Below are 20,226 nucleotides of genomic sequence, written 5' to 3' on the forward strand. Positions count from 1 at the left end.
TAAGCACGAACTTTTTTTGAAGTCTCGTTTCATTACGCAACTTTTACGGCGGTCATATGGATCTTGTCTTTCGCACTGCAACCCTCGAGGACTTGCCGGCGCTGGTGGCGCTGGAAGAACAATGTTTCACCAGCGACCGGCTGACCCCGCGCAGCTTCCAGTGGATGATCAGCCGCGCCCATGGGCAGCTGCTGGTGGCCGAACAGCAGGCGCAGGTGCTCGGGTATGCCCTGGTGCTGTTTCATCGCGGCACCTCCCTGGCGCGCCTGTATTCCCTGGCCATCGCCGAAAGCGCCCGGGGCCTGGGGCTGGGCAAGCGCCTGCTGCAACGCATGGAGGCCTGTGCCCTGGCCCATGACTGCGCCTACCTGCGCCTGGAGGTACGCACCGACAACCCTGCGGCCATCGCCTTGTACGAGCGCAACGGCTACCGGCGCTTCGCCCTGGTCCCCGACTATTACCAGGACCACGCCGACGCCCTGCGCCTGGAAAAACGCATCCTCCAGCACCGCGAGACCCGCAGCATCCGCGTGCCCTATTACCAGCAGACCACCGACTTCACCTGCGGCCCCGCCTGCCTGCTGATGGCCATGGGCGCCCTGCAACCTTCACGGCCCCTGGAGCGTCGGGAGGAACTGCAGATCTGGCGTGAAGCCACCACCGTCTTCATGACCTCGGGCCATGGTGGCTGCAGCCCCCAGGGCCTGGCCCTGGCGGCCTGGCGCCGCGGTTTTGCCGTGCGCTTGCAGGTCAACAGCAGCGGGCCGCTGTTTCTCAACGGCGTGCGCGACGAACATAAAAAGGACGTCATGCGCCTGGTCCACGATGAGTTCTGCAAGGAACTGGATGCCAGCGAAGTGCAGCAGGTGCTCGGCGGGCCGCTGGACCTGCCCGGCCTGTTGCGTGAAGGCGGCCAGCCCCTGGTGCTGATCAGCAGCTATCGCCTGACCCGCTCCAAGGCGCCGCACTGGGTGATAGTCACCGACTGCGACCAGGACTTCGTCTACCTCCACGACCCGGATGTCGACCACAGCCAGCACCGCCAGCCCCTGGACTGCCAGCACCTGCCGGTGAGTCACGGCGAGTTCGCCAAGATGTGCAGCTTCGGCAGCAGCAAACTGCGCGCCGCGGTGATCCTCTTCCCCCCGCGAGCCCACCCGTAGGAGCCGGCTTGCCGGCGAAAAGGCCCGCAGCCTTGCGCGCCCCCTGCCAGCGCCTTCGCTGGCAAGCCAGCTCCTACAGCAGCCAGATACGCCTCGCAGCCGCCCCCCGTAGGAGCCGGCTTGCCGGCGAAAAGGCCCGCAGCCTTGCGCGGCCCCTGTCGGCTCCTTCGCTGGCAAGCCAGCTCCTACAGCAGCCAGATACGCCTCGCAGCCGCCCCCCATAGGAGCCGGCTTGCCGGCGAAAAGGCCCGCAAGCCTTGCGCGGCCCCTGTCGGCGCCTGCAAGGGAGCCCGGGGCTATTGCAGGCCGACTTTGTACAGCGTGCCCTGGTCCTCGTCGGTGAGGATGTAGAGGTAGCCGTCCGGGCCCTGGCGCACATCACGAATACGCGCCTTGAGCCCGCCCAGCAGGCGTTCCTCGTGCTCGACCCGATCACCGTTGAACTGCAGCCTGATCAGCTCCTGGCTGGCCAGGGCGCCAATGAACACGTTGTGCTGCCAGGGCTTGAAGCGGTCGCTGTCATAGAAGGCCATGCCGCTGATGCCGGGGGACTTCTCCCACACATGGTGCGGCGCCACAGTGCCGGGCGCGGTCTGGCCCACGGCCTCGGGGATCGGCTGGCCGGAATAGTTGATGCCGTGGGTCGCCAGAGGCCAGCCGTAGTTCTTGCCGCGCTCGATGATATTGATCTCGTCGCCACCCTTGGGCCCGTGTTCGTTCTCCCAGAGGGTGCCGCTCCAGGGGTTGAGCGCCGCCCCCTGGGGGTTGCGGTGGCCGTAGCTCCAGATCTCCGGGCGCACCCCGGCCTGGCCGACGAAAGGGTTGTCATCCGGCACCCGACCATCCGGGTACAGGCGCACGATCTTGCCCTGGAGCTTGTCCAGGTCCTGGGCGGTGGGCCGGTCGTTGTTTTCACCCAGGGTCACGAACAGGTAGCCGTCGCGGTCGAACACCAGCCGCGAACCGAAGTGATTGCCCGTGGACAGCTTGGGTTCCTGCCGGAAGATCACCTGGAAATCCTTGAGCCCGCTCAGGTCATCGCTCAAACGGCCACGGCCCACGGCGGTGCCGGCAGTCCCGCCCTCGCCGCCACCTTCGGCATAGGACAGATACACCATGCGGTCCTGCTTGAAGTCCGGCGACAGCGCCACATCCAGCAAGCCGCCCTGGCCCTTGGCCCAGACCTTGGGTACCCCGCTCAGGGGCGCCGAAAGCTTGCCGTCCGCGCCGACCAGCCGCAGGTTGCCCGGGCGCTCGGTCACCAGAATGCCCTGGCGGTCCGGCAGGAATGCCAGGGCCCAGGGATGGTCAAGGCCGGCGGCCACCGGAGTCAGGTTCAGCGTGCCCTGCTCACTGGGAAAAGCCTGGGGTGTGGCGGCCATGGCGGGCACGGCACTGCCCAGCAAGACGCTGGAGCACAAGGTGGCGATAAGGGTTTTACGCAACATGCTCGCTTCCTTTTGTCGATCGAGAAAATCCTCGGTAGCAGGTTTCGCACCTGCCGCCGGGGTGGCAGGACAGTGCTTCAGCGCCGGTTGCCGGGATCGCTGTCGCGGGGGCTTTGCACCCGGGGATCAGGGTTGGGTCGCTGCACCCCGCCACGCGGGTAGCCATTGCCGATGCCGCCGTTCTCAAGGGTTGGCGGGCGACCGGTCGGAGCGGTGCTGGGGCCGCGCACGGGCGGGCTGCTGGGCTGGGTGCCCTGCATGCTGTTGGGGTTGGCGCGACGGATGGGGTTGCTGTAGGGGTCGTTGTTGCCGCTGCTGGGCAGGTTCTGCGCCAATTGCAGGGGGTGTTGATGGGGGGGAGGTGCTTCAGGGGCGCCAGCCCAGGCGGCGCCGCTGGTCCAGACCAGCGCGATGAGTGCGGCAAACCCGCGAGCCAGACCGTTCATGAAAAGCCTCCTGAGGAGCGACAAGGTATCGAATTCGATTCCACGCTACGCCCAGGGTTCGGCTTTGTTAACTAAATAATCCTTCAGAACATGTAACACCCGGTATCCACGGTGCCTTCATCTGCAAGCGCTGGCTGGCCTGCGAACGGGCCCTTTGGCCATGCCTCTGGCTCAAGGATGCGTTCGCCGGCAAGCCCGCTCCTACACCGCGGGGGAGCAACGTCAGATGTAGATGAACAGCAACAGCAGTGCAGCGAAGATCGCCCACTTTTCCAGGTAGTAGCGCGTGCGGTTGCGCTTTTTCAGTTCTTTGCCCCGCAGGCGGATCTTGTACAGCTTGTTGAAGGCACGGTTCAGGCCACCCGTCTTGTCACCGGCATCGTTGGGCGCGCCGGCGGCGGACATCACGGTACGGCTGAACCAGCCATTGAACGCAGCGGCCCAGCGGTACTTCATCGGCCGCTCGACATCGCAGAACAGAATGATGCGGTTCTGCTCGGTGGTGTTTTCCGCGTAGTGAATGTAGGTCTCGTCGAACATCACCGCTTCGCCGTCGCGCCAGTGATAACGCTCACCGTCGACCTCGATGAAGCAGCCTTCGTTGTTCGGCGTGGAAAGACCCAGGTGGTAGCGATAGGAACCGGCATAAGGGTCGCGGTGACGAACCAGGCGCGAACCAGGCGGCAGCTCGGCGAACATCGCAGCCTTGATCGAACCGATACTCTGCACCAGCTCGGTGGTGCGTGGGCACAGCTTCATCGCCGAAGGGTGACTGTCGCCGTACCACTTCAGGTAGAAGCGTTTCCAGCCGGTCTTGAAGAAGGAGTTGAAACCCACATCGTTGTACTGGTCCGAGCGCTTGATCTCGCCGGCCTGCAGCAGGCTCTGGCCTTCGGCACGGATCTCTTCCCAGTGTTCCTGCAGCTTGTTCATCTCCGGGAAGTCGGCCGGGTCCAGGTACGGCCGGTTGGGGTACTTGGAGAACAGATAGAGGAAGCAGTTGATGGGCGCCAGGAAGGTCGAGTGATCGCTGAGCTGGCGGCCCAGTTTATGGCGCACGCGCCCCCGCAGGTGTACGTACGCAATGGATAAAACGTATACAGCGGCAATGATGAGTTTCACGGAAATCGTCACACGTCAGAAGAGAACATGCTGCGCCTCTGAAAGCCCGGAAGGCCAAAGGCAAATTGCAGCGTCTGAGTTGAAAAAAGCGTAACCGGCGACACTCTTCGTCGCAGGTTCGACCCTCGGCATCTGGCCGTCGGCTGGCATTTTAGCCACAGTTTGTAACCAATGGTTAACTCATATTTGTTAAAAGCTGCGCTCCTTTCGTTGAAAGATGCGGGTATTGCGCCGGCTGTTGATTCAGCTCAACAAAAGCCGCTCGGTGCCGGTAGCGACCCGCAAGGGACTGTGTTGCCGGGCCTTGCCGAGGTATCCTGCGCGCCGCTGCCCTCTCCTCTTCGGCAAGGATTCCCGACTTGATCGACCCCAATCTCCCGCCAACCCTGGTGCTGCTGCCGGGCATGGATGGCACCGGCACCCTGTTCGAGCCGCTGCTCCAGGCCTTTGGCCAGCATTGGCCGGTACAGGTCTTGCATTATCCCGGCGATCAGCCCCTGGGCTACCCGGCCCTGGTGGAGCGGGTGATGGCGCAACTCCCAACGAACCGGCGATTCATCCTGCTGGGCGAGTCCTTTTCCGGCCCGGTGGCGGTGAGCGTGGCCGCCCGCAATCCCGAAGGGCTGATGGGCTTGGTGCTGTGCAGCAGCTTTGTGCGCAATCCGCGCCCGCGCCTTGCGCCTTTGCAGCCCCTGCTCAAGGTACTGCCGGTGCAGCGCCTGCCGTTCTGGCCCATGGATGCCCTGCTGCTGGGCGGCTTTTCCACCCCGGCACTGCGTCAGGCACTGGCGGCGGCGATCGCCCAAGTGGCGCCGCAGGTACTGCAGGCCCGGTTGCAGGCGGTGATCGCCGTGGATGTACGCCAGGCCCTGGCTGCCAGCCGGGTGCCGCTGCTGTACCTGCGGGCCCGCCAGGATCGCTTGGTGCCCCCATCGGCTTCGGCCCTGGTCCGGCAACTGCGCAGCGACGCCCGGCTGGTGGAGATCGAGGCGCCCCACTGCCTGCTCCAGGCCGCGCCGGCCGCGGCAGCGGCGCAATTGCAGCACTTCCTGAACGACCTGCTGGAAGCGGCTGCCATGCCCGGCAGGGGTTGAGCATCGGCTGCCCGCGCTAAAATCCCTGCCCCTGTGTCATACAACTGCTCGTTTACATATGCGACAATGCGCGCAAATTTCAACATGCACCCCGCACTCTTCGCTCAGCAACCTGGCCTCTTGGCCGGAATGTTGCGCTCGACGTACGCCCGCTGGCTCAGTTCCACACCCATACCGGTCCGACCTGGAAGGCTCCAGATCGCGCCCTGTGGATTTAAGGTCGGCGCTAAAACATTGGTAGGTAAGTAATTGATCTCCACAGCTAACATCACCATGCAGTTCGGCGCCAAGCCGCTGTTCGAGAACGTTTCGGTCAAGTTCAACGGCGGCAACCGCTACGGTCTGATCGGCGCCAACGGTTGCGGCAAGTCGACCTTCATGAAAATCCTCGGTGGCGACCTCGAGCCGTCCGGCGGCCAGGTCATGCTGGAACCGAACGTGCGCCTGGGCAAGCTGCGCCAGGACCAGTTCGCCTACGAAGAATTCACCGTGATCGACACCGTGATCATGGGCCACGAGGAGCTGTGGAAGGTCAAGGCCGAGCGCGATCGCATCTACTCGCTGCCGGAAATGACCGAAGAAGACGGCATGGCCGTGGCCGAGCTGGAAACCGAATTCGCCGAGATGGACGGCTACACCGCCGAGTCCCGCGCCGGTGAGCTGCTGCTGGGCCTGGGCATTCCCCTGGAACAGCATTTCGGCCCGATGACCGAAGTCGCGCCAGGCTGGAAACTGCGAGTTCTGCTGGCCCAGGCGCTGTTCTCCGATCCGGAAGTGCTGCTGCTGGATGAACCGACCAACCACCTGGACATCAACACCATCCGCTGGCTGGAAAACATCCTCACGGCGCGTAACAGCACCATGATCATCATTTCCCACGACCGGCACTTCCTCAACAGTGTCTGCACCCACATGGCCGACCTGGACTACGGCGAGCTGCGCCTGTTCCCGGGCAACTACGACGAATACATGATCGCCGCGACCCAGTCCCGCGAGCAGCTGCTGTCGGACAACGCCAAGAAGAAAGCGCAGATCGCCGAACTGCAGACCTTCGTCAGCCGCTTCTCGGCCAACGCCTCGAAAGCCAAGCAGGCCACGTCCCGGGCCAAGCAGATCGACAAGATCCAGCTGGCCGAAGTCAAGCCGTCGAGCCGCGTCAGCCCGTTCATCCGCTTCGAACAGACCAAGAAACTGCACCGCCAGGCGGTGACCCTGGAGCGCATGTCCAAGGGTTTCGACGGCAAGACCCTGTTCCAGAACTTCAGCTTCACCGTCGAGGCCGGCGAGCGCGTAGCGATCATCGGCCCCAACGGCATCGGCAAGACCACTCTGCTGCGCACCCTGGTGGGCGAGCTGACCCCGGACGCCGGCACAGTGAAGTGGACCGAAAGCGCGGAGCTGGGCTACTACGCCCAGGACCACGCCCATGACTTCGAAGACGACGTCAGCCTGTTCGACTGGATGGGCCAGTGGACCCAGGGCGAACAGATGATCCGCGGCACCCTGGGCCGGATGCTGTTCTCCAACGACGAGATCCTCAAGTCGGTGAAGGTGATTTCCGGTGGTGAGCAAGGCCGCATGCTGTTCGGCAAGCTGATCCTGCAAAAGCCCAACGTGCTGGTGATGGACGAACCGACCAACCACCTGGACATGGAATCCATCGAGGCGCTGAACCTGGCCCTGGAAAACTACCCGGGCACCCTGATCTTCGTCAGCCACGACCGTGAATTCGTATCGTCCCTGGCCACCCGCATCATCGAGTTGAGCCCAAGCGGCGTGACCGACTTCAGCGGCACCTACGACGACTACCTGCGCAGCCAGGGCGTGATGTTCTAAAGACAGCGGCAAGCGGTAAGCGACAACAAAAAAGCCCCGTCCAGTGTGACGGGGCTTTTTTGTATGCCCCTCGCTCGCAGGTGCCGGCTTGCCGACGAAAAGGCCCGCCAGCCTTGCATCACCCGGCGGGCGCCTTCGCTGGCAAGCCAGTTCCGGCACGAACCCACAGGCCTCTGTAGGAGCCGGCTTGCCGGCGAACAGGCCCGCAAGACTTGCACCGCTCCTGCCAGCGCCTACCGGGTGCGGGGAATAGATAGTTAGCCTGCTTTCTTTTATGTTCACGGCACGCGATGATGCAGGCCTCTAACCGCCGCCCGCGAACGAGCCTTCATGCCCGAGCCACAAACGCCCGCTCAAAGCTCCATGGCGATCACCCTGCAGATCGTCTCCATCGTCTTCTATACCTTTATCGCCTTCCTTTGCATCGGCCTGCCGATCGCGGTGTTGCCAGGTTATGTCCACGAACAGCTGGGCTTCAGCGCGGTGGTCGCCGGGCTGACCATTGGCGCGCAATACCTGGCCACCCTGCTCAGCCGGCCCATGGCCGGGCGCATGTCGGACACCGTGGGCACCAAGCGTTCGATCATCTACGGCTTGCTGGGGATTCTGCTCAGCGGGGTGCTGACCCTGGTTTCGGTGCTGCTCGTCCAGTGGCCACTGCTGAGCCTCGCCGTGCTGCTGGGCGGGCGCCTGCTGCTGGGGGTGGCCCAGGGCCTGATCGGGGTCGGCACCATCAGTTGGTGCATGGGCCAGGTCGGCGCGGAGCACACCGCGCGGTCTATCTCCTGGAATGGCATTGCCTCCTACGGCGCTATCGCCATTGGTGCACCGTTGGGGGTGCTGATGGTCCAGCAATACGGTTTCGCCAGCCTGGGGGTCGCCCTGTCGATCCTGGCGATCCTGGCGTTGCTGCTGATCCGCAACAAGCCTTCGGTGCCGGTGATTCGCGGCGAGCGCCTGCCGTTCTGGGCCGTGTTCGGGCGCATTGCGCCCTTTGGCGCCAGCCTGAGCCTGGCCTCCATCGGCTACGGCACCCTGACCACCTTCATCACCTTGTTCTACCTCAGCCGCGGCTGGACCGGCGCGGCCTATTGCCTGACGGTGTTCGGCGTGTGCTTTATCTTTTCGCGGCTGCTGTTCATCTCCTGCATCAGCCGTTTCGGCGGCTTTCGTTCGGCCATCGCCTGCATGTGCGTCGAAACCCTGGGCCTGGCCCTGCTGTGGCTGGCGCCCTCCACCGGCTGGGCCCTGGTGGGGGCCGGGTTGACCGGCTTCGGCCTGTCGCTGGTGTACCCGGCCCTGGGAGTGGAGGCCATCAAGCAAGTGCCCAACAGCAGCCGTGGCGCAGGCTTGAGCGCCTATGCGGTGTTTTTCGACCTGGCACTGGCCATCGCCGGGCCGTTGATGGGCGCGGTGGCGTTGAACCTGGGGTATTCGTGGATTTTCTTCTGCGCCGCCCTGCTCTCGCTGACCGGCCTGGGCCTGACCCTGATGCTCAAGCGCCGGGCCGGCGCCTGAGTCATTGATCGGCGGTCTGCATCCCGGCCCGGCTTGGCCGACCCAGCGTATGGGCGAAGAAGTTGCCGGCTTCGAGAATCAGGTTGCGGTGGATGTCTTCACGGTCGACGCCGTCGGCATCGGTGCACAGCGCCGGCATCGCGGCCATCTGCTGTGCGGAACAAGGCGCCATGAACACGAAATGCCCGGCGCCGGCCAGCAGCTTGAAGTCCGGGGCCACCGGCAGTTTGCGCGCCAGCGCCGCGGCGTTCTTGTCCAGCGCCACCAACTGGTCGCCATCACCACTGTAGAGCAGCACCGGCACATGCACCCCGGCCAGGGTCTGGCGGCCGAACTTGAGGCTCAGGGGGGCCAGCAGCATCAAGGCATGCACCCGGGGGTCGGCCACCGGTTGCAGGTCGTCGCGGTCGACGATCAGTTCGCCCTGGGTGTTGCAGGCATCCCGGTCATTGGGGCGCTCCTGGCAGTAGCGCCGCAAGCGGTCCAGGTCCGGCGTGGCGCCGGAGAGAATCAACGCAGTCTCGCCACCGGCGGAATAGCCGATCACCCCCACCTGGTCGGCATTGACGAAGGGCGACAGCATCGGGTCGCCGAGGGTTGCGGTGATGGCTTCGGAAATCTGGATCGGCCGCCCGTACAGATTGCTCAGGGTACCCAGACGGCTGTGGTCCTTGGAGTTGTCGCCGGGGTGAATCACCGCCACCACGACAAAGCCCTTGCGTGCCAGAGAGGTGGCCAGGTCATGCAGGGCCAGAGGGGTGCCGGTGTTACCGTGGGACAGCATCAGCATCGGGAAGCGGCCGATGGCGATCTTGGCATCCCGTGAGGCAGCGATCTGATAGCCCTCAAGCTGGCTGCCGTGCTCGATACCGGTGGATGGGTAGAAGGCGATGGCGCGCATCGGTTGCCGGTCCAGGGGGTCGAGAAAACTCATCTCGTGAAAGCCCACGCTCCAGTGCGGATGCGGCCCAGGGGCGGCCTGCACCGAAAGCAGGCTGCTGAGCAGGCAGATCAGTAACATTGCACAAAGACGTTTCATCGCACGCCCACCTTTGCCGCCGGATCGAGAAAGCCGTTCTCCCCTGCCATCCCTTGCCGCCAAGGCCTTGCAGCTGTACCACGCCGTAGCCAGGGATGCACAAGCCGGGAGCATTGCTCCGTGTGTTGCATAACCCGGGCCAGAAACCCTGAACACCACAATAAAAAAACTCCGCACCCTGCCCACTTCATGCGGTGAGCAGAATACAGAGTTTAGTGGCCCTTGCCGTGCAGCAAAGGCTCTTTACACAAGCCTTACGCGGCAGCGAAGAGTTGCTGGCTGATCTGCGCCTGGGCGTCGCTCATGGCTTTGCTGCGTACTTCCTCGCCGTAGGCCAGGCCATGGGCGCGAACGAATTCGACATCGGTGATGCCGAAGAAGCCGAACAGCACTTTCAGGTAGTCCTCGTGAGCCACCCCAGTGGCCTGGCCCACGTGCAGGCCGCCGGAAGTGGAGACCACAATCACTTTCTTGCCGCCGCACAGGCCTTGCGGGCCGGCTTCGGTGTAGCGAAAGGTCTCGCCAGCCACGGCGATGCGGTCGATCCAGGCCTTGAGTTGGGTGGGAATGGTGAAGTTGTACATCGGCGCGGCGACTACCACGGTATCGGCAGCCTTGAATTCGGCCAGGGCCTGAGCGCTGAGCTGGGCCTCATGCTTCTGCGCGGCGTCACGCAGCTCCGCGGCGGTACCGGCAGCCACCAGGGTGGCGGCGGAGAAGTGGCTGATGGCGTCATTGGCCAGGTCGCGGTAGGTCACCACGGTGGCCGGATGAGCGGCTTTCCAGGCCTCGACCACACTGTGGCTGAGCTGACGGGAGGCCGAGTTGTCACCAAGAATGCTGGAATCGATATGCAAGAGTTTCATCTGGGATCTCCAAGTGAGGACCGCCACTGGGCGATCGGATGTGGGCAATCCTACAGATGAAACCAATAGCTGATTAGCCGGTATAAATGCGATAGTTCGTCCCATCAGCAGGACAGTCGAGCGAAAAATCATCATGCAAGACCTCAACGACCTCTATTACTTCGCCAAGGTGGTGGAAGCCGGTGGCTTCGCCGCCGCCGGACGCCTGCTGGGCATTCCCAAATCGCGGCTGTCACGGCGTATCGCCGAGCTTGAAGAACGCCTCAACGCCCGGCTGCTGCAACGCACCACCCGGCAACTGAGCCTGACTGCCGTGGGCGAGCGTTACCTGCGTCACTGCCAGGCCATGCTGCTGGAAGCGGAGATGGCCGACGAAGCCGTGGCCAGCATGGCCAGCGAACCCCGCGGGCGCCTGCGGGTGTCGAGCCCGGTGGGCCTGGCCCACGAACTGCTGACACCGCTGGTCAGCAGCTTTCTGGAGAAGTACCCCCAGGTGCAGCTGGAAATGCTCCTGCTCAACCGCCGTGTCGACCTGATCAACGAGGGTGTGGACGTCGCCCTGCGGGTGCGCGAGCTGGGCGACGAAGACCCGCTGCTGGTGACCCGGCGCCTGCGCCGGGCCCAGACGGCGATCGTGGCGACCCCAGACTTCCTCCGGCAATACCCGGTGGAGCATCCGGAAGACCTGCGGCGCGTGCCGATTCTCGGCGCCCTGGAGGCCGACCGCCTGGTGCACCTGCGCCTGCTGGACCAGCAAGGCCAGGCCTGCGACCTGGCCCTGGAGGCTCGCCTGGGCATCGACGACTTCATCGTGCGCCGTGCCTGTGCCCTCGCTGGCCAGGGCTGTACCGTGCTGCCCATGCTGTATTGCGAGGAGGAACTGGCCAGCGGCCAGTTGGTGCAGATGCTGCCGCAATGGGCATTGCCCGGCGGCTGGCTGCAGGCCGTGTATCCTCACCGCCGGGGTGTGATGCCGGCCGTGCGCGCCTGGATCGAGCACTTGAGTGAATCCTTCGAACGCTGCGGAGAACGACTGCTGTGAAAGCCCGAACCTTGAATGAAGAGCAAGTGGCGCAATTCTGCCTGGGCCTGCCGGGTGCGCGGGAAGACTACAAGTGGGGCGGTGTGCGGGTGTTCTCGATTGCCGGCAACAAGATGTTCGCCGTGCAGCACCTGCGGGGCGACTCGCTGGCCTTCAAGGTCGATCAGGAGCTGTTTCTCGGCCATGTCGACCGCCCGGGCATTGCGCCGGCGCCCTACCTGGCCCGGGCGCACTGGATCATCATGAACACCCCCTACCCCCTGGGCGCCTCGGAGCTCGAGGCGCTGCTGCAGCGCTCTCACCAGTTGGTGGTGAGCAAGCTGCCCAAGCGGGTTCAGGTGGGTTTGCTGCTCTAGAACAGGCTCAGCAGGCTGCTTTCCAGGAACAGCCGGTCGATCCAGAACACCTGGTGCAAGGCCACGATCAGCCAGAACACCAACTGGTAGGAGACCTTGCGGGTCTTGTGGCGCAACAGCTGCTGGGCCAGCAAGGCCCCGGGCCAGCCACCGGCCAGTTCCAGGGCATGCAGGACGTTCTCCGGGGTACGCCGGCCCTCGGCCTGGGCCCGGCGCTTGTCGTGCCAGTAGACCAGGAAGGCCAGCAGGCTGACCGCGCCATAGGCGATCAGGGGAATGAGCGAAATCCCCTTCCACCACAGCGACAGCGAACCGAACAGCGGCAACCCGCACAGCAGTACGAACGCCAGCAGCTTGGCCCGGGGATGCTGGAGCCGCGCAGCACTGGCCGAGGACGCCGGGCGCCGGGCCGTACTCATGGCTTGGCCGCCGTCCAGTCGACCCAGCCGAACTGCCAGGTCGCCAGGATCAACAGGCCGAAGGCAATGCGATACCAGGCGAAGGCCGCGTAGCTGTGGCTGGCGATGAACTTCAGCAGGCCCTTGACCGCGATCATGGCGAAGACAAAGGCGGTGACGAAGCCGATGGCGAACACCGGGAAGTCATCGGGCTGGAACAGATGGCGGTACTTGTAGCCTGAATACACCGCGGCGCCGACCATGGTGGGCATGGCCAGGAAGAACGAAAACTCGGTGGCGGTCTTGCGCGACAGGCCGAACAGCAGACCGCCGATGATGGTGGAGCCCGAGCGCGAGGTGCCCGGGATCATCGCCAGGCACTGGGCGCAGCCGACCTTGAGCGCGTCCTTCCAGGTGATGTCGTCCACTGTCTCGGCATGCACCTGGTGCTGCCGGCGCTCGGCCCACAGCATGATCAGGCCGCCGACCACCAGGGCCGTGGCCACGGTAATGGGGTTGAACAGGTAGGCATGGATCAGGTCGGCGAAGATCACCCCCAGCACCACCGCCGGCAGGAAGGCGATCAACAGGTTGATCGTGAAGCGCTGGGCCTTGGGCTGGGTCGGCAGGCCGATCACCACATCGAGGATCTTGCGGCGAAATTCCCAGACAACCGCAAGGATCGCCCCCAACTGGATAATGATGTTGAAGGCCATCGCCCGCTCGCCGCCAAAGTCGAGCAAGTCGGCCACAATGATCTGGTGCCCGGTGCTGCTGATGGGTAAAAACTCGGTCAGGCCTTCGACAATCCCGAGTATCAATGCCTGTGCGGCGGTCCAAAGATCCATCAATTCCCCCATGAGGCGATGCTCGTGGCATGCCTCTTTTTAATTGGTCAAAGCATTTGCTGCGTCGAGCGTAGCCGAGAAATCGGCGCTCGTAAGATCAACACAAGCCCATGAAAATTATGTGAAAAGTTCAGAAAGGTTCAGGTTTTCGGCAAAGGCGCCGAAATCCTAGCAGACAGGCGCAAAACACGCCGCGATGTTATTGGACTTCCGTAGGGTTGGCGTTGGAAGACCAGCGTGCTTGGATGCTCCGGGCCTTTTATGACAAGAACAAGAATCTGGAGTGACCGGATGATGAATAGCTTACGCAAGATGTCCATCAGTCAGCGCCTGTGGCTGATCCTGATCGTGGCGGTGCTGACCCTGGTGACCCTGGGCGTGATGATGCTCAAGCAGATTCATGGGGACCTGTACCTGGCCAAGGCGCAGAAGACCCAGCACGTGGTGCAGACCGCCGCCGGCGTACTGAATTACTACCAGGGCCTGGAAGCCGCCGGCAGCCTGACCCGCGACCAGGCGCAGAAGCAGGCGCTGCAGGTGATTCGCGGGCTGCGCTACAACCAGAATGACTACTTCTGGATCAACGACCTGACGCCGGTGATGATCATGCACCCGGCCAACCCCAAGCTCGACGGGCAGAACCTGGCCGCGGTCAAGGACCCGGACGGTTTCGAGGTGTTCAACGAGATGGTGACCCTGGCCAAGGCCAAGGGCGGCGGCATGGTGGACTACCGCTGGCCCAAGCCCGGCGCCGAACAACCGGTACAGAAGACCTCCTACATCCAGCTGTTCCAGCCCTGGGGCTGGATCATCGGCTCCGGAGTCTATATCGACGACCTGCAGGACGAGTTCTACGCCCAGGTACTGCGCGCCTCCTCCATCGGCCTGGTGATTGCCCTGCTGATGGCCGCCCTGGTGGTGCTGATCGTGCGCAGCATTGTCAGCCCGCTGCGCGAAACGGTGCACGCCATGGCCAACATCGCCAGCGGCGAAAGCGACCTGACCCGCAGCCTCGACACCCACGGCCAGGACGAGGTCACCGAACTGGCCCGGCACTTCAACGGCTTTACCGCCAAGTTGCGCGGTGTGGTGATGCAGCTGCAATCCAGCGCCGCAGCCCTGGAACAGTCCTCCAGCGAACTGGGTAGCAACGCCAACGACGCCCAGGAGCGCAGCCAGCAGCAATCCCAACAGATGGAACAGGTGGCGGCCGCCATCAGCCAGGTCACCAGCGCAGTCCAGGATGTGGCGCGCAACGCCGAGCACGCCGCCACCGAGGTGCGCGAGGCCGAGGCCCAGGCCCAGCAGGGCCAGGTCAACATCGACGGCAGCTTGCAGCAGATCGACCAGCTTTCGGTGACCATCGACCAGGCGGTGGAAGTGATCCGCACCCTGGCGGCGGAAAGCACCCAGATCGGCACGGTGCTGGAGGTGATCCGCTCGATTGCCGAACAGACCAACCTGCTGGCCCTGAACGCTGCCATTGAGGCGGCCCGGGCTGGGGAGCAAGGGCGCGGCTTTGCCGTGGTGGCCGACGAAGTGCGCCTGCTGGCCCAGCGTACCCAGCAGTCCACCGCGGAAATCCAGGGCATGATCGAGCGCCTGCAAAACCACTCCGAAGCGGCGGTCAAGGTCATCGGCGATAGCAGCCGGGCCTCGCAACTGACCATCGAGCAGGCCGGGCTGGCCGGCGCCAGCCTCAACGCCATCGGCCAGGCACTGCGCAACCTCAACGGCCTGAACGCGACGATTGCCAGCGCCACCCTGGAACAGGCCCATGTGGTGGAAGACATCAACCACAACGTCGGCCAGGCAGCCGGCCTGTCCCAGGGCACGGCCCTGGCGGCCCAGCACTCCAGCGCCGCCAGCCGCCACCTCAAGGAGCTGTCGGAGCAGCTCAACGGCCTGTTGCGCCAGTTCCGCGTCTGACCCCTCGCTGAACCCAAGGCCCCGGACTGACGCCCGGGGCCGACTCTGGGTACAATCGCCCCCCTCCTCCATTTCCCCAAGGAACCGCCATGTCCGGGCTTGAACTGTTTGCCGCCGCCCTCGGCGTGATCGCCGTCTGGCTGACGGTCAAACAGAACCCCTGGTGCTGGCCCATCGGCCTGGTCATGGTGCTGCTGTACAGCTGGATCTTCTACGAGGTCAAGCTCTATTCCGACATGCTCCTGCAGGTGGTCTACGCGGTGCTGCAGCTCTATGGCTGGTGGCAGTGGACCCGGGGCGGCGAACAGCACCAGGGGCGGCCGGTCAGCCAGTTGCAGTCCAGCGGACTGCTACAGGGGCTGGCCCTGGGCGCAATGGGCAGCCTGCTGCTGGGGGCTGCCATGGCCCACTGGACCGACGCCGCGCAGCCCTGGCTGGACGCCGCCTTGACCGCCTTCAGCCTGGTGGCGCAGTGGTGGATGGCGCAGAAGCGCGTGCAATGCTGGCCGCTGTGGATTGCCGTGGATGTGATTTTCGTCGGGCTGTTCGTCTACAAGGAGCTCTACCTGACGGCGGCGCTGTATGCCCTGTTCACCCTGCTGGCCGTCCAGGGCTGGCGAGCCTGGCGCGCCGACCCGGCCTTGCAGTCGTGAAGGTCCTGGTACTGACCGGCCCCGAGTCCAGCGGCAAGAGCTGGCTGGCGAGCGAGCTGCAAGCCCACTTCGGTGGCATCCAGGTGGGCGAATACGTGCGCCACTTCATCGAGCAGCAGGGCCGCGACACCTGCCTGGCGGACATTCCCGAGATCGCCCGGGGCCAGCTCGCCTGGGAGGATCAGGCACGCGCCCAGCAACCTGGACTGCTGATTCTCGATACCCACCTGTTAAGCAACCAACTCTGGAGCCAGACCCTGTTCGGCGACTGCCCGCCGTGGCTGGAACCCCAACTGCTGGCCCGCCACTACGACCTGCACCTGCTGCTGTCGCCGGAAGATGTGGCCTGGAGCGACGACGGCCAGCGCTGCCAGCCACAACTGGCAGAACGGTTGGCCTTCTTCGAGGCTACCCGCCATTGGCTGGAGCAACACCGCCAGCCGTACCGCATCATTGGCGGCGACTGGCAAGCCCGCCGGCAACAGGCCTTCGAGCAGGTCCGGCAACTGCTGCAAGCGTGATCGGTGCAGTGCCGCAGGGCCACAAGTGTCCATCCCTGAAACACCTGCCTGGCCATCAGGCCGCCATTTTCCGCGGTGGCGCCCACGGCCGGGCAAACTGTTAAGCCCCTGATACACCCCCGCAGCAACCCCTGTTCCAGAGCGTTGCCCCGGTTATGGCCAATGGCCGTCGGGGGTAGGTGTCTCATCCCTGAAACAGTCCCGAAAGCCGACGCCCCGCAGCGTTCGCAAGCCGTTGAATCTTAAAAAGAAACAAAAAGCGGCACGGCTTCTGCTCTCTTCCTCCCAACGCCGGCTAGGGCCAGCACTGAGAAGAAGGAATACCGCCGTGGGGACGCTGAATAAAAGTTTCACCCGCCTACTGCTGATCGGCTGCGCCGTCAGCGCGGTGTACAGCCTTCCGGTGATGGCTGCGGGGAATGGCGAAATCGTTCTTGAACGCCAGGTGCACCCCACGCCCATTGGTCGTGCCCTGAATCGCGACCCCAACCCCACCACTGTCAACGCCAATCCTTCCGCTCTAGTCACCGGGACGCTCGATAACGAAATGAGCGACAGCGAATTCGCCGGGATCAACAGCGGTTCGCTGGTCCGCGGTGCAGTGATGCCCAACGGCACTGGCGTCGCCGGCCTCAACGTCGTGACCAATCCCGATGGCCTGCCAGGCATGACCACCGGCCACGGTGGCGGCTCGGGCGCGTCGATCTCCAACTCCATCAATCGCTCCATCAGTTCCGGCATGGCGCCCTTGAACAACATTGGAGGCCGTTGAGATGAAGCATTCATTGCTCTTTCTTGGCCTGCTCGCATGCACGTCGGCCATGGCCGATAACGCCAGCCAGGTCCAGGACACAGCAACACTGGTCAATTCCGGCTCCAGCTATAACGGCAACCTCAACATCAACCAGGCCGCAGGCGATCAACAGCAGCAAACCAACGTACGGGCCATCGCCATCGGCACCAACGCCAAGGCCAGTACCAGCGTGACCCAGAAACTCACCACGCCCGCCGACCGCTCGGTCAATGCCAGCAGCACGATCGGCGGCAACTCGTTCAGCAATGGCAGCGGCGCACTGGGCGTGAACCAGTCGTCCGGGGCCAACAACCAGATGGTCAATGCCCTGCGGATCAGCATCAGTGCCAACCCGCAAAGCATCGACGACAGCGCCCTGTCGCAGCAGAACGTGGCGCTGTTACCAAGCTCGGGAGCATCCGACGCTCAACAAGGCAGCCGCCAGGTCGTTACCAGCGACCAGGCCTTCACCGGCAGCCGTGGAGTGATTCAGGTGAACCAGAGTGCCGGGGTGGGGAACCGAATGGCTAACACCCTGAGCATCCGGGTCGCTGATTGACCCGTCGTAGTGCGATTAGAAAGTACCAACACTTAACCAACTAATAAGCACCGGAGAAACACCATGAAACCTACAATGGCTCTCAAACCACTGGTTTTCGCACTGGCCGCCGTCATGGCAATGGCTGCCCAGGCAGGTGGTAACGATCATGGTAACAACGGCGGTCATGGCAACGATCATGGCGATCAGGGCCCGGACCTAAGCACTCTGCTGCAAATCACCGCCGGCGCAGGCGCTGCCGTCCTGGATGTACAGAACAGCAACACCAACGTGGTGAAAAACCAGGGCACCAACAACAACGCCAAGATTGAAGGCTCCCTCAACAGCTCCAACGGCAACATGGGTGCCAACGCCGCCGCCGGCGACGGCAACCAACAAGACAACGCCGCCGCCCTGGCCACCGCCGATGAAAACTTCATCTTCGGTAGCGCAGTAGCCGCCTCCAGCGCGACTCAGGTCAACAACAACAACTATGTGAAAAACTCTTCGACCCAAAACAATGCCGTGCTCAACAACTCCGGCAACAACGGTTCCGGCAACATCGGCATGAACGTCACTTCCGGCGACTTCAACCAACAGAAAAACAACCTGGCCATTGCCGTATCCGGCGGTCGCGTAGCCACTGCCGCGGCGTCGGCCAACCAGACTTCGACCAACCTGGTGGTCGAAAACAAAGGTGTTCAAGCCTACAAAAAAGACACCCTCACTGGCGGCTTCGTAGCCTCTGGCACCTACAAAGGCACCGGCAGCGGCAAAATCGAAGGTGGCGACGATCATGGCAGCGGCCATGGCTATGGCGACAACAAAGGCCACGGCAACGACGATCAGAAACTCACCTTCAAAGAACAAGGCACTATCGAACTGGCTGGCTACTGGACCCAGCAAGTGCTGACCAAAGACGGCTGGAAAAACCCAGTGGTCAACAACGCCAGCATGACCAACTCGATGAACGGCTTCTCCGGCAACGGCGGCGCCAACGTCTCGGCCGGTGTGGGCAACCAACAAAGCAACTCGCTGTCCATCGCCGCTGGCTGCAAAGCCTGCATGTAGTCGCGATCGTAACGAAAGCCCCGGAAACGGGGCTTTTCCACAGTCCTGCCAGGCGTAACGATCATGCGTACTGCGATCATCCTTCTACTGCTGAGCCTTTGCGGCCCCGTGCACGCAGCACAGATGGCAGTCGCCGGGCTTCCCGGTGGCGGCCTGATCTTCAAGAAAGTGCAGAGTGTGCGTGAGCGCAGATTCAGCGACATCGTCGAACAAAAGACCGACTTCAGCTGCGGCGCCGCCGCCCTGGCGACCATTCTGCGCCAGGCCTACTGGCTGGACGTCGATGAGGAACAGGTCATCAAGGGCATGTTGATGAACTCGGACCAGAAGCTGGTCCAGACCCAGGGTTTCTCGATGCTCGACATGAAACGCTACGCGGAAAGCATCGGCATGCGCGCCAGGGGCTACCGGATTCCTCCGGAAAAGCTCGAGGCGGTGACCATTCCGGTGGTCGTACTGATGGAAATTCGCGGCTACAAGCACTTCGTGGTGATGCAGCGGGCCCAGAAAGACTGGGTCTACATCGGTGATCCGGTGCTAGGCCACAAGCGCTACACCCATGAGGACTTCGTCAAGGGGTGGAATGGCATCGTCTTCGCCATCATCGGCCCCGGCTACGACAAGGCCAATGCCTTGCTTGACCCACCTGCCCCGCTGACCGCGAAAAACAAGCTCGACAACTTCTACCCGGTCAAAGACGCGGAACTGATGGATTTCGGTTTCATCCAAAGCGACTTCTTCTAGAAGCCTCCACACGATAAAGGGGAGCAGGACGCTCCGGGAGCAGCAGATGAAGACTCCATACTGGCTGGCTGTCGCCTGCCTGGCAGCAGCTCTTCCAGCCCATGCTGGTTTCAAACCCATAGAAGTTCAGGACCAGGAATTATCACAGATGCGGGGCCGTTATGTGATGCCAGGACGGATCATCAGCTTCGGCATCGTCATGAGCAGTACCTGGCGTAATGCCAGCGGTGACCTGATCGGCGCCACCAGTACCCTGCAGATCCAGCAGTCCACGGTCACGCCACAGTTCTACGTCACCACCATCAACCAGAGCGGCAACGGAAGCTCCCCTTCACAAGGTACGGGCAACGTGATCGGCGGTGCCGGGCTCGGTACCGGCCAGGGCGTGACCCAGGTCGTTCGGGCCGCAGGCGACGGCAACAGCGCCTATAACAACGTCAGTATCAATGTCAGCGAAGCCAACCAGGCACCCGGCCTGAGCAACAGCCCCGGCCAGGCCCTGCTGAGTGGCCAGACCATCACCGGAAGCAATGCTGCAGGCAGTGTGGCGGTATCGGCGGTCAATGGCGGAATCCAGATGGCTATTCTGGCCAATGGCAATCAGGGCAACACCTTGCAGCAAGTGGCACAGGGCAATGTCATGCAAAACACCCGACTGCTGGGCAACAGCAACCTGGTCAACAACCTGACCCAGCTCAACGTAGTACTGAAAAACAACGGCCCCAGCAGCGGTGCGCTGGACTGCAACCTGACTACGCTCAATGGACTACGCAGTTTGAAATTCTGAACTACGCTCCTTTC

At 63.3% G+C, this 20,226-nt stretch carries 21 protein-coding genes and 1 pseudogene; 15 read left to right on the forward strand and 7 right to left on the reverse strand.

Translation table 11 applies throughout. The features are described 5' to 3' along the window. The first annotated feature begins 56 nt into the window (after positions 1-56). Positions 57-1,163: a GNAT family N-acetyltransferase/peptidase C39 family protein gene (locus tag A9971_RS27530; RefSeq protein ID WP_019093958.1), complete on the forward strand. Its 1,107-nt coding sequence runs from the start codon at positions 57-59 to the stop codon at positions 1,161-1,163. A gap of 296 nt (positions 1,164-1,459) precedes the next feature. Here the strand turns inward: A9971_RS27530 and A9971_RS27535 are convergent, their stop codons facing one another. From A9971_RS27535 to lpxO, 3 genes are all read right to left on the reverse strand, one after another. Further along, positions 1,460-2,611 (reverse strand): PQQ-dependent sugar dehydrogenase, encoded by a 1,152-nt coding sequence (locus A9971_RS27535; protein ID WP_011061390.1) that lies wholly within the window; start codon positions 2,609-2,611, stop codon positions 1,460-1,462. A gap of 77 nt (positions 2,612-2,688) precedes the next feature. After that, entirely contained in the window at positions 2,689-3,057 is a 369-nt protein-coding gene (locus A9971_RS27540) for a hypothetical protein (protein WP_065364103.1), read from the reverse strand. Between the two features lie 222 nt (positions 3,058-3,279). Continuing rightward, positions 3,280-4,179 (reverse strand): lipid A hydroxylase LpxO, encoded by a 900-nt coding sequence (gene lpxO / locus A9971_RS27545; protein ID WP_011061392.1) that lies wholly within the window; start codon positions 4,177-4,179, stop codon positions 3,280-3,282. A 359-nt stretch (positions 4,180-4,538) separates the two neighbouring features. Between lpxO and A9971_RS27550 the strand changes: the two genes are divergently transcribed. The 3 genes from A9971_RS27550 (at position 4,539) to A9971_RS27560 (ending at position 8,627) form a co-directional block, all read left to right on the forward strand. Next, positions 4,539-5,273, forward strand: a complete 735-nt coding sequence (locus A9971_RS27550; protein ID WP_183000218.1) for an alpha/beta fold hydrolase — start codon at positions 4,539-4,541, stop codon at positions 5,271-5,273. A gap of 249 nt (positions 5,274-5,522) precedes the next feature. Further along, the gene (locus A9971_RS27555; protein WP_011061394.1) at positions 5,523-7,109 is read left to right on the forward strand and encodes an ABC-F family ATPase; all 1,587 of its coding nucleotides are present in this window, start codon (positions 5,523-5,525) and stop codon (positions 7,107-7,109) included. 330 nt (positions 7,110-7,439) lie between these two features. After that, positions 7,440-8,627, forward strand: coding sequence for an MFS transporter (locus A9971_RS27560; protein ID WP_183000219.1), 1,188 nt, complete (start codon positions 7,440-7,442; stop codon positions 8,625-8,627). A gap of 1 nt (position 8,628) precedes the next feature. On the opposite strand, the gene A9971_RS27565 is transcribed toward A9971_RS27560, so the two are convergent. Continuing rightward, positions 8,629-9,666 (reverse strand): dienelactone hydrolase, encoded by a 1,038-nt coding sequence (locus tag A9971_RS27565; protein WP_011061396.1) that lies wholly within the window; start codon positions 9,664-9,666, stop codon positions 8,629-8,631. 254 nt (positions 9,667-9,920) lie between these two features. Further along, positions 9,921-10,532: an FMN-dependent NADH-azoreductase gene (locus A9971_RS27570; protein ID WP_011061397.1), complete on the reverse strand. Its 612-nt coding sequence runs from the start codon at positions 10,530-10,532 to the stop codon at positions 9,921-9,923. Positions 10,533-10,665: 133 nt separating this feature from the next. Here A9971_RS27570 and A9971_RS27575 point away from each other — a divergent pair, with 133 nt between their 5' ends. Further along, complete coding sequence (locus tag A9971_RS27575; RefSeq protein WP_152686225.1) at positions 10,666-11,574, forward strand: LysR substrate-binding domain-containing protein; 909 nt, start codon at positions 10,666-10,668, stop codon at positions 11,572-11,574. A gap of 11 nt (positions 11,575-11,585) precedes the next feature. Beyond that, entirely contained in the window at positions 11,586-11,930 is a 345-nt protein-coding gene (locus A9971_RS27580) for an MmcQ/YjbR family DNA-binding protein (protein WP_169891849.1), read from the forward strand. Here the strand turns inward: A9971_RS27580 and A9971_RS27585 are convergent. Both A9971_RS27585 and A9971_RS27590 read right to left on the reverse strand, forming a co-directional pair. Then, on the reverse strand, positions 11,927-12,349 hold the full coding sequence (locus A9971_RS27585; RefSeq protein WP_011061400.1) for a DUF1294 domain-containing protein: 423 nt from the start codon (positions 12,347-12,349) through the stop codon (positions 11,927-11,929). The two genes, A9971_RS27580 and A9971_RS27585, sit on opposite strands and share 4 nt — an antisense overlap. Continuing rightward, the gene (locus A9971_RS27590) at positions 12,346-13,176 is read right to left on the reverse strand and encodes an undecaprenyl-diphosphate phosphatase (RefSeq protein WP_011061401.1); all 831 of its coding nucleotides are present in this window, start codon (positions 13,174-13,176) and stop codon (positions 12,346-12,348) included. The genes A9971_RS27585 and A9971_RS27590 overlap by 4 nt, the downstream gene beginning before the upstream one ends. Positions 13,177-13,560: 384 nt before the next feature. On the opposite strand from A9971_RS27590, the pseudogene A9971_RS33365 reads away from it, so the two are divergent. The 9 genes and pseudogenes from A9971_RS33365 to A9971_RS27630 form a co-directional block, all read left to right on the forward strand. After that, positions 13,561-14,247: pseudogene (locus tag A9971_RS33365) on the forward strand (cache domain-containing protein); the annotation flags it as partial. Between the two features lie 123 nt (positions 14,248-14,370). Continuing rightward, positions 14,371-15,105, forward strand: coding sequence for a methyl-accepting chemotaxis protein (locus A9971_RS33370; protein WP_370059502.1), 735 nt, complete (start codon positions 14,371-14,373; stop codon positions 15,103-15,105). Between the two features lie 89 nt (positions 15,106-15,194). Next, positions 15,195-15,758, forward strand: coding sequence for a nicotinamide riboside transporter PnuC (pnuC, locus tag A9971_RS27600; RefSeq protein ID WP_011061403.1), 564 nt, complete (start codon positions 15,195-15,197; stop codon positions 15,756-15,758). Next, positions 15,755-16,279 carry an AAA family ATPase gene (locus tag A9971_RS27605; protein ID WP_041752268.1) on the forward strand — a complete coding sequence of 175 codons (525 nt, stop codon included), beginning with the start codon at positions 15,755-15,757 and terminating at the stop codon, positions 16,277-16,279. The genes pnuC and A9971_RS27605 overlap by 4 nt, the downstream gene beginning before the upstream one ends. 328 nt (positions 16,280-16,607) lie before the next feature. Next, a complete protein-coding gene (locus A9971_RS27610; RefSeq protein WP_183000220.1) occupies positions 16,608-17,051 on the forward strand; it encodes a hypothetical protein in 444 nt (147 codons plus the stop codon). Position 17,052: 1 nt separating this feature from the next. Then, positions 17,053-17,631 (forward strand): hypothetical protein, encoded by a 579-nt coding sequence (locus A9971_RS27615; protein WP_047286697.1) that lies wholly within the window; start codon positions 17,053-17,055, stop codon positions 17,629-17,631. A gap of 63 nt (positions 17,632-17,694) precedes the next feature. Continuing rightward, positions 17,695-18,681: a heme utilization protein gene (locus A9971_RS27620; RefSeq protein WP_183000221.1), complete on the forward strand. Its 987-nt coding sequence runs from the start codon at positions 17,695-17,697 to the stop codon at positions 18,679-18,681. Between the two features lie 63 nt (positions 18,682-18,744). Further along, a complete protein-coding gene (locus tag A9971_RS27625) occupies positions 18,745-19,425 on the forward strand; it encodes a C39 family peptidase (RefSeq protein ID WP_183000222.1) in 681 nt (226 codons plus the stop codon). 46 nt (positions 19,426-19,471) lie between these two features. After that, positions 19,472-20,212, forward strand: coding sequence for a hypothetical protein (locus tag A9971_RS27630; protein ID WP_183000223.1), 741 nt, complete (start codon positions 19,472-19,474; stop codon positions 20,210-20,212). The last annotated feature ends 14 nt before the right edge of the window (positions 20,213-20,226 follow it).

Origin of the sequence: Pseudomonas sp. UME65 (assembly GCF_014170225.1) — a bacterium.
In the GTDB taxonomy this organism is placed as follows: domain Bacteria; phylum Pseudomonadota; class Gammaproteobacteria; order Pseudomonadales; family Pseudomonadaceae; genus Aquipseudomonas; species Aquipseudomonas protegens.

What these genes read in the sequence shown, in the direction of transcription:
- pnuC (WP_011061403.1), top strand. Translation starts at nt 15,195, where the DNA reads ATGTCCGGGCTTGAACTGTTTGCCGCCGCCCTCGGCGTGATCGCCGTC.
- A9971_RS27625 (WP_183000222.1), top strand. Translation starts at nt 18,745, where the DNA reads ATGCGTACTGCGATCATCCTTCTACTGCTGAGCCTTTGCGGCCCCGTG.
- A9971_RS27560 (WP_183000219.1), top strand. Translation starts at nt 7,440, where the DNA reads ATGCCCGAGCCACAAACGCCCGCTCAAAGCTCCATGGCGATCACCCTG.
- A9971_RS27530 (WP_019093958.1), top strand. Translation starts at nt 57, where the DNA reads ATGGATCTTGTCTTTCGCACTGCAACCCTCGAGGACTTGCCGGCGCTG.
- A9971_RS27630 (WP_183000223.1), top strand. Translation starts at nt 19,472, where the DNA reads ATGAAGACTCCATACTGGCTGGCTGTCGCCTGCCTGGCAGCAGCTCTT.
- A9971_RS27620 (WP_183000221.1), top strand. Translation starts at nt 17,695, where the DNA reads ATGAAACCTACAATGGCTCTCAAACCACTGGTTTTCGCACTGGCCGCC.
- A9971_RS27535 (WP_011061390.1), bottom strand. Translation starts at nt 2,611, where the DNA reads ATGTTGCGTAAAACCCTTATCGCCACCTTGTGCTCCAGCGTCTTGCTG.
- A9971_RS27585 (WP_011061400.1), bottom strand. Translation starts at nt 12,349, where the DNA reads ATGAGTACGGCCCGGCGCCCGGCGTCCTCGGCCAGTGCTGCGCGGCTC.
- A9971_RS27575 (WP_152686225.1), top strand. Translation starts at nt 10,666, where the DNA reads ATGCAAGACCTCAACGACCTCTATTACTTCGCCAAGGTGGTGGAAGCC.
- A9971_RS27590 (WP_011061401.1), bottom strand. Translation starts at nt 13,176, where the DNA reads ATGGATCTTTGGACCGCCGCACAGGCATTGATACTCGGGATTGTCGAA.
- A9971_RS33370 (WP_370059502.1), top strand. Translation starts at nt 14,371, where the DNA reads ATGGAACAGGTGGCGGCCGCCATCAGCCAGGTCACCAGCGCAGTCCAG.
- A9971_RS27570 (WP_011061397.1), bottom strand. Translation starts at nt 10,532, where the DNA reads ATGAAACTCTTGCATATCGATTCCAGCATTCTTGGTGACAACTCGGCC.
- A9971_RS27615 (WP_047286697.1), top strand. Translation starts at nt 17,053, where the DNA reads ATGAAGCATTCATTGCTCTTTCTTGGCCTGCTCGCATGCACGTCGGCC.
- A9971_RS27540 (WP_065364103.1), bottom strand. Translation starts at nt 3,057, where the DNA reads ATGAACGGTCTGGCTCGCGGGTTTGCCGCACTCATCGCGCTGGTCTGG.
- A9971_RS27565 (WP_011061396.1), bottom strand. Translation starts at nt 9,666, where the DNA reads ATGAAACGTCTTTGTGCAATGTTACTGATCTGCCTGCTCAGCAGCCTG.